General features: G+C 48.1%; 17 protein-coding genes and 1 tRNA gene. 11 read left to right on the top strand and 7 right to left on the bottom strand.

Annotation, left to right across the window (positions count from 1 at the left end):
• Together AC3OH0_RS05850 and amrS are read right to left on the bottom strand one after the other, a co-directional pair.
• Positions 1 to 559: ATP/GTP-binding protein (locus AC3OH0_RS05850; protein WP_498345103.1), on the bottom strand; the 559-nt coding region annotated here is incomplete at its 3' end.
• Positions 550 to 1,632 carry an AmmeMemoRadiSam system radical SAM enzyme gene (gene amrS, locus AC3OH0_RS05845; protein ID WP_498345102.1) on the bottom strand — a complete coding sequence of 361 codons (1,083 nt, stop codon included), beginning with the start codon at positions 1,630 to 1,632 and terminating at the stop codon, positions 550 to 552. The genes amrS and AC3OH0_RS05850, both read right to left, overlap by 10 nt.
• Positions 1,633 to 1,693: 61 nt before the next feature.
• Between amrS and prs the strand changes: the two genes are divergently transcribed.
• Genes prs through AC3OH0_RS05830 form a run of 3 tightly spaced genes read left to right on the top strand, consistent with a single transcriptional unit; the run spans position 1,694 to position 4,417 of the window.
• Positions 1,694 to 2,623 (top strand): ribose-phosphate diphosphokinase, encoded by a 930-nt coding sequence (prs, locus tag AC3OH0_RS05840; protein ID WP_498345101.1) that lies wholly within the window; start codon positions 1,694 to 1,696, stop codon positions 2,621 to 2,623.
• Positions 2,601 to 3,668: a TRM11 family SAM-dependent methyltransferase gene (locus AC3OH0_RS05835; protein WP_498345100.1), complete on the top strand. Its 1,068-nt coding sequence runs from the start codon at positions 2,601 to 2,603 to the stop codon at positions 3,666 to 3,668. The genes prs and AC3OH0_RS05835 overlap by 23 nt, the downstream gene beginning before the upstream one ends.
• On the top strand, positions 3,665 to 4,417 hold the full coding sequence (locus AC3OH0_RS05830) for a ribonuclease Z (RefSeq protein WP_193436121.1): 753 nt from the start codon (positions 3,665 to 3,667) through the stop codon (positions 4,415 to 4,417). Before AC3OH0_RS05835 ends, AC3OH0_RS05830 begins: the two co-directional genes overlap by 4 nt.
• A 70-nt stretch (positions 4,418 to 4,487) precedes the next feature.
• Here AC3OH0_RS05830 and AC3OH0_RS05825 read toward each other — a convergent pair whose 3' ends face one another.
• Together AC3OH0_RS05825 and AC3OH0_RS05820 are read right to left on the bottom strand one after the other, a co-directional pair.
• Positions 4,488 to 4,868, bottom strand: coding sequence for an RNA-binding domain-containing protein (locus AC3OH0_RS05825; protein WP_498345099.1), 381 nt, complete (start codon positions 4,866 to 4,868; stop codon positions 4,488 to 4,490).
• Positions 4,861 to 5,406 (bottom strand): AAA family ATPase, encoded by a 546-nt coding sequence (locus AC3OH0_RS05820; RefSeq protein WP_193436123.1) that lies wholly within the window; start codon positions 5,404 to 5,406, stop codon positions 4,861 to 4,863. The genes AC3OH0_RS05825 and AC3OH0_RS05820 overlap by 8 nt, the downstream gene beginning before the upstream one ends.
• 73 nt (positions 5,407 to 5,479) lie before the next feature.
• On the opposite strand from AC3OH0_RS05820, the gene thpR reads away from it, so the two are divergent.
• The 3 genes from thpR to AC3OH0_RS05805 are packed head-to-tail and all read left to right on the top strand — an operon-like array spanning position 5,480 to position 8,224.
• Positions 5,480 to 6,049 (top strand): RNA 2',3'-cyclic phosphodiesterase, encoded by a 570-nt coding sequence (gene thpR / locus AC3OH0_RS05815; protein WP_498345098.1) that lies wholly within the window; start codon positions 5,480 to 5,482, stop codon positions 6,047 to 6,049.
• A gap of 40 nt (positions 6,050 to 6,089) precedes the next feature.
• A complete protein-coding gene (gene cca / locus AC3OH0_RS05810) occupies positions 6,090 to 7,487 on the top strand; it encodes a CCA tRNA nucleotidyltransferase (protein ID WP_193436125.1) in 1,398 nt (465 codons plus the stop codon).
• Positions 7,430 to 8,224: a serine/threonine protein kinase gene (locus AC3OH0_RS05805; protein ID WP_498345097.1), complete on the top strand. Its 795-nt coding sequence runs from the start codon at positions 7,430 to 7,432 to the stop codon at positions 8,222 to 8,224. Before cca ends, AC3OH0_RS05805 begins: the two co-directional genes overlap by 58 nt.
• On the opposite strand, the gene AC3OH0_RS05800 is transcribed toward AC3OH0_RS05805, so the two are convergent.
• A complete protein-coding gene (locus AC3OH0_RS05800; RefSeq protein ID WP_193436988.1) occupies positions 8,221 to 8,469 on the bottom strand; it encodes a hypothetical protein in 249 nt (82 codons plus the stop codon). The two genes, AC3OH0_RS05805 and AC3OH0_RS05800, sit on opposite strands and share 4 nt — an antisense overlap.
• 241 nt (positions 8,470 to 8,710) lie before the next feature.
• On the opposite strand from AC3OH0_RS05800, the gene AC3OH0_RS05795 reads away from it, so the two are divergent.
• Positions 8,711 to 8,816 (top strand) — tRNA-Pro (locus tag AC3OH0_RS05795).
• Between the two features lie 10 nt (positions 8,817 to 8,826).
• Here the strand turns inward: AC3OH0_RS05795 and AC3OH0_RS05790 are convergent.
• Positions 8,827 to 9,225 carry a thioesterase family protein gene (locus AC3OH0_RS05790; RefSeq protein WP_193436974.1) on the bottom strand — a complete coding sequence of 133 codons (399 nt, stop codon included), beginning with the start codon at positions 9,223 to 9,225 and terminating at the stop codon, positions 8,827 to 8,829.
• Positions 9,226 to 9,347: 122 nt separating this feature from the next.
• Between AC3OH0_RS05790 and AC3OH0_RS05785 the strand changes: the two genes are divergently transcribed.
• From AC3OH0_RS05785 to AC3OH0_RS05770, 4 genes are all read left to right on the top strand, one after another.
• Entirely contained in the window at positions 9,348 to 9,602 is a 255-nt protein-coding gene (locus tag AC3OH0_RS05785; RefSeq protein ID WP_193436127.1) for a hypothetical protein, read from the top strand.
• Between the two features lie 224 nt (positions 9,603 to 9,826).
• Positions 9,827 to 11,113 carry an ArsB/NhaD family transporter gene (locus tag AC3OH0_RS05780; protein WP_498345096.1) on the top strand — a complete coding sequence of 429 codons (1,287 nt, stop codon included), beginning with the start codon at positions 9,827 to 9,829 and terminating at the stop codon, positions 11,111 to 11,113.
• 175 nt (positions 11,114 to 11,288) lie between these two features.
• Positions 11,289 to 11,771, top strand: coding sequence for a hypothetical protein (locus AC3OH0_RS05775; RefSeq protein ID WP_498345095.1), 483 nt, complete (start codon positions 11,289 to 11,291; stop codon positions 11,769 to 11,771).
• 23 nt (positions 11,772 to 11,794) lie between these two features.
• Entirely contained in the window at positions 11,795 to 13,033 is a 1,239-nt protein-coding gene (locus AC3OH0_RS05770; protein WP_498345094.1) for an ORC1-type DNA replication protein, read from the top strand.
• On the opposite strand, the gene AC3OH0_RS05765 is transcribed toward AC3OH0_RS05770, so the two are convergent.
• On the bottom strand, positions 13,030 to 14,322 hold the full coding sequence (locus tag AC3OH0_RS05765; RefSeq protein ID WP_498345093.1) for a replication factor C large subunit: 1,293 nt from the start codon (positions 14,320 to 14,322) through the stop codon (positions 13,030 to 13,032). The genes AC3OH0_RS05770 and AC3OH0_RS05765 overlap by 4 nt on opposite strands.
• Position 14,323: the final 1 nt, after the last annotated feature.

Here is a 14,323-nt window from a genome sequence, read left to right as displayed (position 1 = left end):
GTCCGGAGTACTCGGCCTCGGAGAGCAGGTCTATCTTGGTGAAGACATTAATCTGCGGATACTTTATCCTGAAAAATGTTGAAGCAGACAGCAACATCGCCGAGAACAGGTTGCTGGGTTTCAGCGCGTACAAGCCATCGATCAGGAAGAGCGACACTGCTTTCGAATCCCCTATTATAGTTCTCAAGACAACAGGCCCTGAATCCCTGAAGGCAAATATCTCCAGCTGACCCGGCGTATCAATTATAACGTAGTTCGATTTCAGAGAATCCACCTGATCCTTCAACTCGCTGATGTTAAGGGCAAGCATGTCAACGGAGGCTATTAACGCGCCGTTAGGTCCAAGACCCTGCTTAGCCATCACTTCCCGAGCATCCACCCACTCCCTAATATCAACGTCTGGATTGTAGGGAAGGTCATCGACAGCGGGGTCAAGGTTCACCGTGGCTACATCCATTTGATGAGAGTCAAGATAGCTCATCAACATGCTTGTCAAAGTGGTCTTGCCACTCCCCGCCGTGCCTAGGACAATAATGTAGTAGGGGATTTTCACCACCACATCAAGTACTCTCTTGATTTAGAACCGTGGAAAACTCCTTTAAAGTTTAATTGATAATTACATGCTTGACACTTGAAATCGCTTGTCAACCTCCACTTGGTAATGAAAAACCCCTTCCTCTCAACAACCAGGCTGCCGCAGGAAGGACAGTACGTGTTCTCAAGCCTGTGACCCCAGACGTTTCCAATATACACGTGTTTCAAACCTGTCTCCAATGCAAGCTCCGACAGCCTCTCCAAAGTCTTCACAGGAGTCGGCGGTAGATCGTTAAGCAAGTACTCCGGGTGGAATCTTAAAAGGTGGAAGGGTGTTTCAGGGCCTAAATTATCCCTAACCCATTCTGCAAGCCTTTTCAAATCCCCTTCTTCATCGCCGACCTCGGGCACGATTAAATCAGTTATCTCAATCCACCATCCATGCTTCTTCATTTCAAGGATTGAGCTAAATATGGGCTCTGGATCCGGGACACCCATGTACTTCCTGTAGAATTCCCTGTTGCCTGATGCTTTAAAGTCAACAGTAGCAGCATCTATCAGCCCGGCAAGCAAACTGATCGCCTCGGGCGTCATGTAACCATTCGTCACAATAGTGTTGAACAATCCCTTCTTCTTAGCTAGCGAGGCAACATCGTGCATGAACTCGAAGAATATTGTGGGCTCGTTGTAAGTGTAGCTTACGCCCACACAGCCTTTGGAAACAGCCAGCTCCACCACCTCCTCCGGCGTGAAGAGCTCGCCGTAAACCCTTTCCCTGCGCGCCTGGCTCAACACCCAGTTCTGGCAGAACTTGCAGTAGAAATTACACCCTACCGTTGAAATCGAGAAAACATACGCACCGGGGTGGAAGTGCATCAGCGGCTTCTTCTCAATAGGGTCGGGGTTGGCTGCTGTGAGCATGCCATACACTAAAGTGTAAAGCCTGCCCTTGTGGTTATACCTCACGCCGCAGGCACCGTACGCGTCCTGCACGATAACGCAACGCCTGTGACACAGATTACACTTCACTCTACCCCCCGGCAAAGGCTCCCAGAGAACCGCTTCCTTAACGCCTGGCCCGTCAGGATCGAAACCCATTAGGTCTCACTATAAGGGTTTTTATGAATAAAGCCTTATAAGTTGAACTAGGAGTGGTTTAATGAGCGCTGTGATCGTGCCTGGTAGAAATTACTCGGAGCAAGCGGCGAGAATAGCTTCAATCCTGAACTATCCATTAGCTAAGGTTTACTGGAAGGAGTTCCCAGACGGCGAGCAGTACGTGAGGATTGAAAACCCGGAGCTGCTGAGCGCTAAGACCGCTGTGGTGGTTAACACTATGTACCCCGGTCAGGACAAGAGCATTATGGAAACCTTAATGCTTGTTGACGCCTGCACAAGAGCTGGGGCGGTAGACGTTAAACTAGTCCTACCGTACCTTGCGTATTCGAGGCAGGACAAGCTTTTCCTGCCCGGGGAGCCTGTTTCCTTCAGCATCGTTCTGAAAACCCTGCGGAATGCTGGAGCCACCGGGCTGGTAACGGTTGACTCGCACAGCCCGGAGAAGCTGGCGGAGTTTCAGGGAAAGGCTGTAAATCTTCTCGTCTCAGACCTTCTCGTTCAGGAAGCTCTCAAGTACTCCTCAAACCCTATTGTCATAGCTCCTGACAAGGGAGCTCTTAAGAGAGCGGAGTACGCTGCTGTTAAGCTAGGCTTAAGGTTCGACTATTTGGTGAAAACCCGGGACAGGGTGACAGGGCAGGTGTCATACCAGCCGCGCGAGATAAGGATAAGTGGGGAGGACATCGTCATAGTGGACGATATCATAAGCACTGGCGGCACAATAGCTGAGGCTTCGAAACTACTCCTAGAGAACGGGGCTTCATCAATAATCGTAGCCGCCACGCACGGCCTTATGCTCGGAAACGCGCTGGAGAAAATACGTGCCGCAGGTGTGAAGAAGATTATCCTAGCAGACACTCTCGCGTCCAGGATTCGAGATGATTTAGTAGAGTACACAGACGTCTCCAGGAGACTAGCGGAAGCTGTTGAAAAGGTGCTGGAACAGGTTGAGCGAGAAACAAGACGTTAAGCAATCCCGATCCACATGTATTGAGAATCCGCCGCCCCCATATGGTGAGGAAACACCAGTATATTTCGTGCTTAACGGGTCTAACGAATTCTTAAGCACTGGCGAGTTGAAAGCCCTTCTCGAAACCTATGGATGTAAGGGTGGGTTGAGCTGCACCACCATGGTATGCACCGGCAAGGTGACCCCAAGAATTCTCGACAGAGTCATGGAGAGAAGCGGTTTCTTAAAGGAAGCAGGCATCCTTATAGGTGTGGACGACACTGAAAACCCTTCCCTCAGTTTCCATCTACCCAGCCCGGTTCCACAGGGTTGGCTACACATTTCCATCATGAAGAGAACTGTTGGGAAAAACACCGTGGAGAACTATGTGTTACTGATATCCAAGTCAACAGGGCTCAGCACATCCTACTCGAAAGGATGCGAGTACCGGTTGATCTTCTCCAGCGGAGCTGTTTTCCTAGGTGTGAAGACCCATGGGCACAAGGATAGTCTTCCAGGCCTGGGAAAAGGTTTTTACAAGCCTTTCGACAGGAGCATAGCTTTAAACCCGAGGCTTGCGAAAGCATTGATAAATCTTGCAAGAGCCAGGGAGGGAGGCGTGCTGGCAGATCCTTTCGCCGGCACAGGCACAATACCGATAATCGCCTCGGCAATCGGCATACACCCTATCGCAATAGAGCTCGACTGGAGTCTCGTGCACGGGATGGAGAAAAACCTGAGGCACTACAAGGCAAACGCCATACCAGTGCTCGGAGATTCCACTCAAGTAAATCTATCAAGCATTGACGCTGTCGCGACAGACCCGCCTTATGGAAGAGGGGCTAGCACTCACGGCGAGGATGTTGCCTCCATCTACTCGCAGTTTATTGAGAAAATACCGTCATGGCTGGGGAGGAATAGGTATGCATCCTTCCTTGCACCACTGTTTCTCGAAGACTTTATCGATGATAAAATAGCCTGTACAGGATTAAATCTTGTAGAGAAATATTATGATTACGTCCACAGCGGGTTAATCAGGGTTGTCTACGTGGTGAAGAATGTTTGAACGTTAGGATTTACATGCTGGGAACAGGGGCTGCCATACCCATAAACAGGGGGTTGCCGTGCATAGCGTTGAAGGCTGACTCCAATATTTACCTCTTAGATGTTGGGGAAGGATGCCAGTCGAGAATGTTTAAAACCGGTTTAAGCCCGCTTAAAGTTAAAACAGTTTTCATCACACATCTCCACGGGGATCACTACCTAGGCTTGTTCGGCCTCCTCCAGACAATGCATCTCTCAAACAGGAAGGAAGCGTTAAACATTGTGGCACCGAGGGATCTCTTCAATCTAATAGAGAAGTACATGGAGCTCCGATTGATGAATATTGATTTCCAGTTAAACTTCGTGGATGTTGAGGAGGGAAGAGAGTACAGCGATGAGAAAATAACGGTCATACCCTACCCGGTAGCGCACTCCATCCCCGCTCACGGATTCCTTGTTAGAGCAGGCAAGCACGTGATAAGCTACACAGGGGATACCGGGCCCTCGTCGAGCACTATAGAATACTCTAGAAACGCTGACATCCTTATTCACGAAGCAACTTTCACGAGCGCGATGAGGGAGGAAGCCCATGAGCAGGGACACTCCACCTCGGGCGATGCCGCAATGATTGCTTCCAGGGCAGGGGTTAAACTGCTGGTTTTAACACACATCAGTGCCCGGTACTCGGATGAGAACGAGCTGTACGTTGATGCTTCAAGATTCCACGAGAACGTAGTAGTTGCTCGCGATTACATGTCGCTTATCCTTTAGCGATGTTTTGAACCCCGGGGAAAGCTCATGTGTTGAAAAATGGGGAAAGGTTCTGAAACCGTTATGGGGTCTAGCCTGTTAAGTAGTTAACCACTTCCTCTAGGTTGTCATTGATTATATGGATTTTAATCGGGCCGAGCGGTGACTCCTTAGCATCATCAATGAACGAGATTTTAGAGGCGAAAGCAGCCTGCTTATGCAGTAGAATAGTTAGCTCTCCATCGCTGATTCTCCTGAGAAGATACGATTTAGCAGCCGGCTCTATCTGCTGCGTCCTGATAAGCTTTCTCAAAGGCTCAAGAGAGCGCAAATCCATTGACACACCCTTGAGAAGCCTGTAGCCCTCACCTACCAGTACAAGATCCCCTGAGTACACGTTCTCCACTGCCTTCTTAACTTTCTCAACATCCTCGGTTGGTCTAACCTCGGCCTCCACCTCTACCTTAACCATTACTCCTCACCAGCTTAGAGAATAGTTCTAAAGCCTTCCTCCTTAGCTCGTCAAGGCCGGACTCGTTAACAATCATATAGTCAGCTAGAGCGATCAGGTTTCCCACGCCAAATCCTAGTTCAACCATGTCTCTTTTCAAAAACTCCTCGTAAGTCGCTGGGTCACCGCTCCTACGTCTCTCAAGCAGTCTCTGAAACCTCGTCCTAGGTGAAGCGTGAACCGCGACTATTACGGTCTCCCCCAGCTTCCTGAACTCGTCCAGCTCCTCCAGGCTTCTCGCTCCATCTATTACTACCGTGTCCAGGCTTCTATCAATCTTCTCAATGGTTCTCAAAGCAATAATTCTTGGACCATGCTCCTGCCTCAGCAATACAGATGTTTTAACCATGGTTTCCGGCGTTATCTCTTTGAAACGCTTCAATGCTTCCTCCCTAACCACGTCGCCCATGCTGTATATTTTAAACCCGAGCTCCCTGGCGACATCGATAACCACGGTCTTGCCCGCACCAGGCATGCCTACGACCAGGATTAGTTTCAAAAACGCTCACCAGTCTTTTTATACAGTATATAAGCGTAAAGGATTATAATTTGAGATGTGGGATGGGTTCTCGATGAAGGAGGATTTACTTAGAGTTTTCATAGCAATAGAGATTGAGAACCAGGAAGTATTAAGGGGTTTAATCAGGATCAGGGACTTGATAGCTTCAAGCGGCGCGGACGTGAAGCCTGTTGAAGATGAAAACATCCATTTAACCCTCCGTTTCATCGGAGAGGTACCGGGGAGTGTTGTTGAAGAAGTATGCAACATCCTGGCAAGCCTTAAGCATTCGAGATTCGATATGCATGTTAAAGGAATAGGGGTCTTCCCAACCATTCACAGGCCTAGAGTAGTGTGGGCCGGGGTCGCCGAGGGTTCCAGCGAGGTCGCTATGTTGCACGACATGGTTGAGAAGGAGCTACGCAGGCTGAGAATACCGGCAGATAGGGAGGAGTTCACTCCTCACATAACACTGCTGAGAGTTAAGAGCGGGAGGGGGGTGGATAAGCTTGTCAAGCTTGTAGATGAATTCAAGGACGCTGACTTCGGTGTAACCCCTGTTGAAAGAATAGTTTTAAAGAAGAGCACGCTCACTCCGAGAGGACCTATTTACACGGACATATGCTATAAAGCACTGGATTAGCAGGAAAGCGAAGTGTTCAAGCAGTAAAGGTGGAGAAGACATGGATGTTGAGAAAAAAGTTCTAGAAATGCTTAAGCCTAGGAGAGAGGAGTACGAACTCGTTGAGAACGCTTACAAAAGGATCGCGGAGAAGATTGAGGAGAAGGCTGCTAGCTCCGGAGTTCAGGTAGAGGTTACGCTTCAGGGTAGTATAGCGCATGATACATGGCTTTCAGGGGACAGGGATCTAGACGTCTTCGTGCTCTTCCCCACCACGATGACCCTGGAAGAGCTTAGAGTTAAAGGTTTCAACATACTATTGGAAGCCGCCAGGGAGATAGGGAAGTACGAGCTGAGGTTTGCCGAGCACCCGTACGTGAGAGTATTCCTTAACGGTGTGGAAGCGGACCTCGTGCCAGCCTTCAAAGTCTCAGACCCTGGTAAGATAGTGTCAGCGGTCGATAGAACCCCGTTCCACACTCAATACGTTAATAAAACACTCACCCCTGAGGACAAGGACCAGGTTAGGCTTCTGAAAAAATTCATGAAGACTATTGGCGTGTACGGTGCTGAGCTTAAAACGAAGGGTTTCAGCGGGTACGCGGTAGAACTCCTCATTGCAAAATACAGGTCTTTTAGAAGAACCCTTGAAGAAGCCTCTAACTGGGAGATACCAGCATACATTAACACGCTCGATAATGCTGACTGGGAGGTGTTGAAAAAGAAGCTGCGTAGGAAATACCCTGAGTCCGTCATCTACATGCCGGACCCCGTGGATCCTTTAAGAAACGTTACCGCTAACGTTAGCCTGAAAACCCTTTCAACATTCATCCTGGGCGCAAGATGCTTCCTGAGCAACCCAAGCATCGAGTTCTTCACCGCCGAGCCCCAGCCGGCTCCGCTGGACGAGATCGTTAAACACTCCGCGGATAGGTGCTTGGTGGTTTTGAAATACGATCTCCCTGAAGCACCGCCCCCTGATGTCCTCTGGGGAGAGCTTCAGCGGGTTGAAACAAACGTTGTCAACTTGCTGGAGAATCGTGATTTCGAAGTCATAGATTCGTCAGCATGGTCTAACGAGAAAGACACTGCTTACATCATGTTAGAAGCATCATTCTGCTCCACTCCAGACTACAAGCTGTATGTTGGACCCAAGGTAACAATCAAAGACAGGAGTGAAAACTTCATATCCAAACACTCTAAAAACGAGTACGGCCCCTGGATTGGTAAAGACGGCAGGCTCAGGTCGTTGAGAAGGCGTGAAATATCCGATATAGTAGATGCTTTGAAGGAGTTAGTTAAGGAGTACAACTCTCCGCCTCATTTAAAACCTCTGAACCCCCGTGTTTCAAAACTTAGCCCTGAAATAATGAGGGAGATCGCGGAGAAAGGAGGATATGCTTGGTTGATGGAGTTTGTTTTGAAGAAACCATCGTGGATGGCGAAGTGCACTGGCTAGCCAGGCCGGATGAGTTCGTGGCTAGAATAGTCTGCTTCCCACTTTCAAACTGCAGTGTTCTTGAACAAAGACTGAACAATCTCATATCTGACGGCTTCACATACTTACTTGAAACAGGCTGGAGCTTCCATGGGTTAAGGCTTGTTGGAAAAGGCTATTCCGGGGTTGTCGTGCTGGCTAAGCATCCTAGACATGGCTTAGGAGCTTTGAAGCTTCGGAGGCTTGACAGCCGTAGGGATAGTTTAAGGCATGAGGCATTAATGATGAAGCAGGCTTGTGAGACAGGATTAGCTCCAAGACTGTTTATCGAGCATGATGACTATATTTTCCGAGAGTACTTCCCACCCTGGGACTGCACGCCCTTCGACGACTTCGTCGAGAACAGTGTTTTAAGAGGAGACTTACCGGTTCTAACCTCCATGCTCAGAACATTACTGGAGAAATTGAACATTCTAGACAGAATTAGAATAGACCATGGAGAGCTGAACAGGCCCGGCGACCACATCCTAGTATGTGGAAACAGGCTGGTGCTTATCGATTGGGAGAGCGCGAGGAGATCTAACACCCCGCGGAATGTTACAAGCGTTTTCTCACACCTAGTATTTAGATCCCCGTTTAAAGAAGCATTAATAGATTATTTCAAATGGAATCCTTCAATAGTAGTTGAGAAATTGAAACACTACAAGAAAACATATGATTTCAGCATTATAGAAGAATTGTTTATAAAAGCAGGTTAGTGATGAATAGGTACTTCTCTCCTATCAGCAACAGGTATCTTGCTCCCTGCCACATATTTCTTGGCGCTCGCAATTCGGATATCGTTCAGGCTTGGCATAGAGAGATCGTGCTTACACCTAGGGCAAATCCCGCCGTGAATCCTGTAAACCTCCTCGGGCGTTGGAACCCCGTAATAATCCTGTCCAACCTCGTAGAACACGGAGAGTATGTATCCACAGTTCCCACAGATGTATCGCACGGGCATCAGGATCACCGATAGGTATTAATTTGGTATTACCGAGTGTTAAGATACTGGGCCAATAATACTTGAAACAAACAATTAAAAATCTCCATAACTTTTCAACAAGTAATAGGTGAAGATTTTAATTAAACAATTAATGTATTATATGCCAAAAGGCTTAAATACTAAACCACATAGGCGAAAGTATTCGATAATTAGAAATGAAAACAGTTTTAAATCTTCATTAATATTTTCATGTAGGATAGGGGCCGTAGTCTAGCCTGGCTAGGATGCCGGCCTGGGGTGATTACCCCGCTGGCCAGGTAAGCCCGGAGCGCCGGTGATCCCGGGTTCAAATCCCGGCGGCCCCATTACCGCCTTTTACGAAGAAAGTATCTCCCGTATCTTGTCGGCAAACCTCTTCCGGTTTACAATGAATCTCTCATGCACTCCTTCGCCAATGACCATGTCCTTATATGTTGCTTGAACGCTGAACACTACCTTTCTTCCCTCGACACTGGTGATTGAGGCTTTCACCTTCACCACAGAATTCGATGGAGCCGGGTTAAGGTGTTTAACATTGACGAGGACTCCAACACTCGTGTATTCCTCGGGGAGGTGTTTTTGAAGACACCTTAAAGCCACACCCTCCATGAACGCGATCATGCTTGGTGTTGAAAGAACCGATACATCCCCGCTTCCAACATGCTTCGCCGTGTGAACATCGAGGACTTTAAATTCCTCCTCGCATACTTCTCCAACAGGTATTTGGAAGCTCATGGTGTTCACGCCAGGGAAATCATTATACATGAGCCCGTATAAAATAGTTTGTAAGGAGGCAATAATTTTAAACCTTGATAACTATTATCAGGGTTGGATTATGCTGTTTAAAGGTGATTGACGTGAGTGGTGCTGCAGAATATGTCGTGAAAGTAAGGGATAAGGAAATAGTTATAGATGAAAAAGTCCTGGCAGTGTTGAGAGAGTATTTGAAAACACCCATGGGTCTTGAAGAGCTTGCGGAGAAACTAGGCTTGGAGGGCTGGGAGGAAGCATACGAGTTTATCAAGGCTATTCCAGCCTGGATACTGTGGACGCCTCCCTCAATGTGGAAGTATAGGAAAGAGTGGATCGCTAGGAGCAAGCCTACACAGTGATTCCCCCGAATAGAATGAACGCTTTCTTCGCACTTTAACGCGTTTGCATTGTGTAATTGTTCAAGCTGGAGATTTCACTCGTTGTCAAAGTATTTCCCCTAGCTCACTCGCTGACCACCAGAGGAAAGGGTCGAGATCGTTTTAAACTTCTTTATAGATCTTCATAATAACCCAGTGATTAGCAGTATCAACAAGTAGTGAATGCTTGTTGAGAGGGTTTGCTTATGGATATGGGATTCCATCAAGCAATAGGTGCTCTACTAGTATTACTGATTATCCTACCCTTAGTCGCTAGGACAAGGCTTCTCAGAATCCCTATTTGGAGCTTCATGGCTTTCGCATCATTTATTAGTGTTTTAACAGAGCTTGTCTCATTGGATGAGCTCGGGGTTATAATCGACTTAAATGTCATTCTCTTCCTGATCGGAATGTTTAGCATAGTCGGACTTGCAGAATCCTCGGGGCTTTTAGAGTATATTTCCTACGCGTTCATCTCGAGGTTTAGAAGCCGATACGGCTTAATCCTCGGCTCCTCAATTCTCTACGGACTACTCGCCGCGTTCACCGTGAACGATACCGTGGCCTTGATGGGGCCTCCTATCGCGTACACGGTGGCAAGAGTCGCTCAAACACCGCTATCCTTCTCATTTATACTGCTCGCCTTCTCCTTAACGATAGGCTCAGTAATGACGCCTATAGGGAACCCTCAGAACATGTTGATAAGCATTAACAGCGGTCTTCAAGCCCCTTTCCCAGTCTTCATGTACTATTTAACAATCCCCACGCTTGTAAACCTTATCGTAACCCCGCTACTCTTGATAAAAATCTATGGTATTAGAAATGAGAGAATTGAGATAGCCTCAATACCATCAGAGTACTTGAGATCTAGGAGGGATGCTGTGCTAGCCCTTGTCGGACTGGTTACAGCGATCATCGCACTCGTAGTCAACGATTTCCTAGCCTTGTACGGGATGCCTCATATCAGCGAGAAGGGTTTCATCCCATTCGTTATCGCGGCAGGAATTTACATATTTACGACAAACCCTCGGGAATCGCTTTTAAGGGTTGACTGGGGCACTGTAATGTTTTTCATAACCATGTTCATCACTACAGAAGGAATTTGGAGGAGCGGGATTATTCAGCCTGTTTTAAACCTTCTGTCCCTCGGGGGCTGCGGCTCCGCTTTATCAATAGCCTCGGTAACTCTCTCATCACTACTGATAAGCCAGGTCCTCAGCAACGTGCCTTTTGTCAACCTGTATATTGGTTATTTGAAAAACATTGGGTGTACAGGAAGCAGTATTCCTGAATGGCTAGCTCTTGCCTCTATGTCTACCATAGCTGGAAACCTTATGCCGCTTGGCGCTGCATCTAACATAATCATTATGGAGTACCTTGAGTCGAGATACAAGACTACCTTGTCCTTCAAGGAGTTTGTCAGGGCCGGGGTACTGGTGACGGTGGTGAACACCCTGATATACTATCTTTTCCTATTACCTCTCACCATTTGAGCGTAGCACACGGTTGTTTAAGGCTTGAAGGACGCTAAAGCTGTAGGATCGGTCACGTGCGAGGAATTTGTTTCAAGGTTAAGTATTTCCATGCGGTAATATAGTGTAATAGAGATGGTTTAACGGGAAACCAGCCAGGTCGGAGGGAGGATCGCGCACGGAAAACCCTGTTTTATTGGTTACATGTAGGCAGGGATGCGATGAGTGGTGTGAGGAAGAGGTGGGTAATATTGTCTTCAGGAAAGACCCTGAGCTGAGGATTGAGAAAACCCCGTATCCAGGAGTGCTACTAGTGTATAGTAGGGTTTTGACACCAGATAGGGCTTACAGAGCAGTGGTTTTCAGGGAGTACGGGTTTGTAGAAAACATTATACCTGTGCAGTGCACTGGTTTGATTGAAGACTTCGACCACTTCCTCCAGTGCGTGGACAGCCTGCTCCAGGGTCTCCGAATGGTTAAGTTGAAACTACGGGTAAGAGGGGTGAGAGGTTACAGCGAAGCCTTATGGAACAGGCTTATAAACTTTCTGAAGGAGAGAGGTGTCGAGCACTCGCCTGAATCCCCGACCTGCCTCTTCATTGAAACCGTTAGTCTCAACGTCTACGGTGGATTAGGGTATTGCGAACCGGTTTTTAAATATCGTGTGGAATATAGATAAGTGAAAGTTTCGGCGTGGTTTATTTGGAGAACAGGGATACGTGGAAGATCATCGAGGAGGAGCTTGAAAAACCGAGCATTTTCAAAAGCCGTGAAAGCCTATCCCCCGAGTACATACCAGGCCAGCTTCCGCACAGGGATAAGGAGCTGAAAGCTCTTGCAAGCTACTTCAAGCACTTGGTCACAACCCCGGGTTCCATCTCTCAGAGAGTATTGATAACCGGGAGAGTTGGAACAGGTAAAACCGCTTTAGCCAAGGTTTTCGGCAGGGATTTCACCCGGCTTGCCGCTGAGAAAGGATATAGGGTGAGATACGCGCACGTTAACTGCCACAGGAATAGAAGCCTTTACAACGTTATAGCCGACATTGGAAGACAACTAGATGTTCCGGTGCCGCCTAGGGGGCTCTCAAGCAAGGAGATGTACGATCTCATCCTAAACCACCTGGACGAGAGGGATGAGTACGCTATCATAACTCTAGACGAATTCCACTACTTCGCCAACATATCCGGGCCTGACGCGGTATACTTCATAGTGAGAACGTATGACGCGGAGGAATTGTTTAGAAGGCTAAACTTCATCTTCATAGCTATAGACCCTGTGAAACTAGGCTTCCTCGACCCAACAACGGAGGGATACCTGCTGAGACACTTGGTGAAGCTGAATCCTTACACTTCTCAACAATTATTCGACATTCTAAAGTACAGGGCAGGGGAATCCATGTATGAGGGAAGCTACGATGATGAAGTATTAAAATTCATCGCGGACTTCGAAGGCTGGGATAAGGGTGGGGGAGGCAACGCCAGGCATGCTTTAGAAATACTTCACGTAGCCGGCAGCTCTGCTGAAGCTGAGGGAAGGAGCCGGATAACCGTTGAGGATGTTAGGAAGGCTATAATGAGTACTTCGAGAGAAATACTAACCGTGAGCGAAGCCATAAGGGACAGCCCGATTCACGAACTACTCATACTTCTCAGCATTGTAAAGCTTCTTAGGAAAACCGGTCGAAGCGAGCTGAAAATGGGGGAGGTTGAGGACGAGTACAATGCTGTGTGTGAATTCTATGGTGAGGCGCCGAGAAAGCATACCCAGGTTTACGAATACGTTATGAACCTGAGCCGGGCGGGCATTATACAGGCACGTTCAAGCGGGAAGGGCCAGAGAGGGCGGTCAACCTTAATAACCCTGCCCTACGGCCCTCTCGACGTTTTGGAAAGATACCTTGACGAGTTGATTAGAAAGAAGATTCAGCTAGGGCTTTAACCCTCCCTTCTTCTCTCACGCGCCTTCTCGCCTCTCTTCATATAGCCGGTTACCTCGGATGCCTTGGACCCTGCTAGCCAATTGATGTGTTCCTCGCTCAAGCTGTAGCCTCTCGCAATCCTGGCTGCATACCTTGGATTATACTTGAAAATCACTTGCAGGTACGGGATCACCTCGGTCTTAACGGTTGCCTTGCTTGCTAGAAGCCTTGAGGCAAGGTGCTCTGCAAGGGCCTCTCTCACCTCTCTCGACCTCCTGGTCTCGCTCAGCTGCCTCTTCCTGACAGGGGCTCTGAAGGGTTTGAACCTATACTTGTAAACCTTCCTGGCAAAGGCTACGCCAGGCCCCATCATATCATACATGTATGATAAGAGATCCCATTGTCCCCTTCTGATTATTCTTCCATAGTAAACATCAGCCCTGCTTAAGGCTTCATAAGCTCTCACCACTTCCTCCGGGTCCTCGTAGTATGTGGGAATGTGCTCGTTCAGCCATAGGAATAATTCATCGTAGTCGAGATCGGTTGAAGTGAGAGCGTCTCTCGCCTGGAACAAGTATTTAGCGTTAAACAGCTTCTGCAATGCCTCATACGGGGCGTACTGCCTATCCCTGTAGACTACAAAGGATTTAACAAGCTCAAGGGTTACCCTCCCATAGGTTTCTGCGATAGCTTGGAGGTCGTTGATAGCGCTTCTCAAATCTCCCTCACTCCTCTTCGCGATCTCCCTCAATGCTTCATCGTTGCACTCGATCTTCTCGGCACTACATATCTTCTTCAAAGCCGCTACGACATTGGTCTCAGTCAATCTCTTCATAGGTATTTCCAGCACGTTTTGGCGGAGCGGTAGAAGATTCTTAGAGTACGGGTTGTTAGCGGTCATTACCACCGGGTTCCTGGACACATTGATCAACTCTATGATTGCTTCAATACCTCCTTCATCAGCCTTCGTGTTAATCCCGTCAACCTCGTCGAGAAGGATTATCTTCCTCTTGCTTGCCAAACCCGAGGTCTGTGCAGCAATTCTTGCAATTCCCTCGATATCGCTTTTACGCCGGAAATCGCTCGCGTTCATCTCAAACAATTGGTATCCTCTACTACGGGCAACCGCCTCCACCAGGCTGGTTTTCCCGCACCCAGCCGGCCCGTGCAGGAGGGCTGCCTTCTTCTGGCCTGGCTTACCCCAGTTGTCCAACCAGTTTAGAAAAGCCTGCTTCGCTTCCTCCTGGTTTACAACATCATCTATCGTCTTCGGCCTATACTTAATAATCCATGGGAGTGCTATGCTCAAG

This window comes from Thermosphaera sp. (genome assembly GCF_059755995.1).
Note: the sequence above shows the minus strand (reverse complement) of the source record. Positions and strands in the feature narration are given on the sequence as shown.

Coding starts and splice junctions, on each gene's coding strand:
- amrS (WP_498345102.1), bottom strand. CDS start 1,632: ATGGGTTTCGATCCTGACGGGCCAGGCGTTAAGGAAGCGGTTCTCTGG.
- prs (WP_498345101.1), top strand. CDS start 1,694: ATGAGCGCTGTGATCGTGCCTGGTAGAAATTACTCGGAGCAAGCGGCG.
- AC3OH0_RS05825 (WP_498345099.1), bottom strand. CDS start 4,868: ATGGTTAAGGTAGAGGTGGAGGCCGAGGTTAGACCAACCGAGGATGTT.
- thpR (WP_498345098.1), top strand. CDS start 5,480: ATGAAGGAGGATTTACTTAGAGTTTTCATAGCAATAGAGATTGAGAAC.
- cca (WP_193436125.1), top strand. CDS start 6,090: ATGGATGTTGAGAAAAAAGTTCTAGAAATGCTTAAGCCTAGGAGAGAG.
- AC3OH0_RS05800 (WP_193436988.1), bottom strand. CDS start 8,469: ATGCCCGTGCGATACATCTGTGGGAACTGTGGATACATACTCTCCGTG.
- AC3OH0_RS05790 (WP_193436974.1), bottom strand. CDS start 9,225: ATGAGCTTCCAAATACCTGTTGGAGAAGTATGCGAGGAGGAATTTAAA.
- AC3OH0_RS05780 (WP_498345096.1), top strand. CDS start 9,827: ATGGATATGGGATTCCATCAAGCAATAGGTGCTCTACTAGTATTACTG.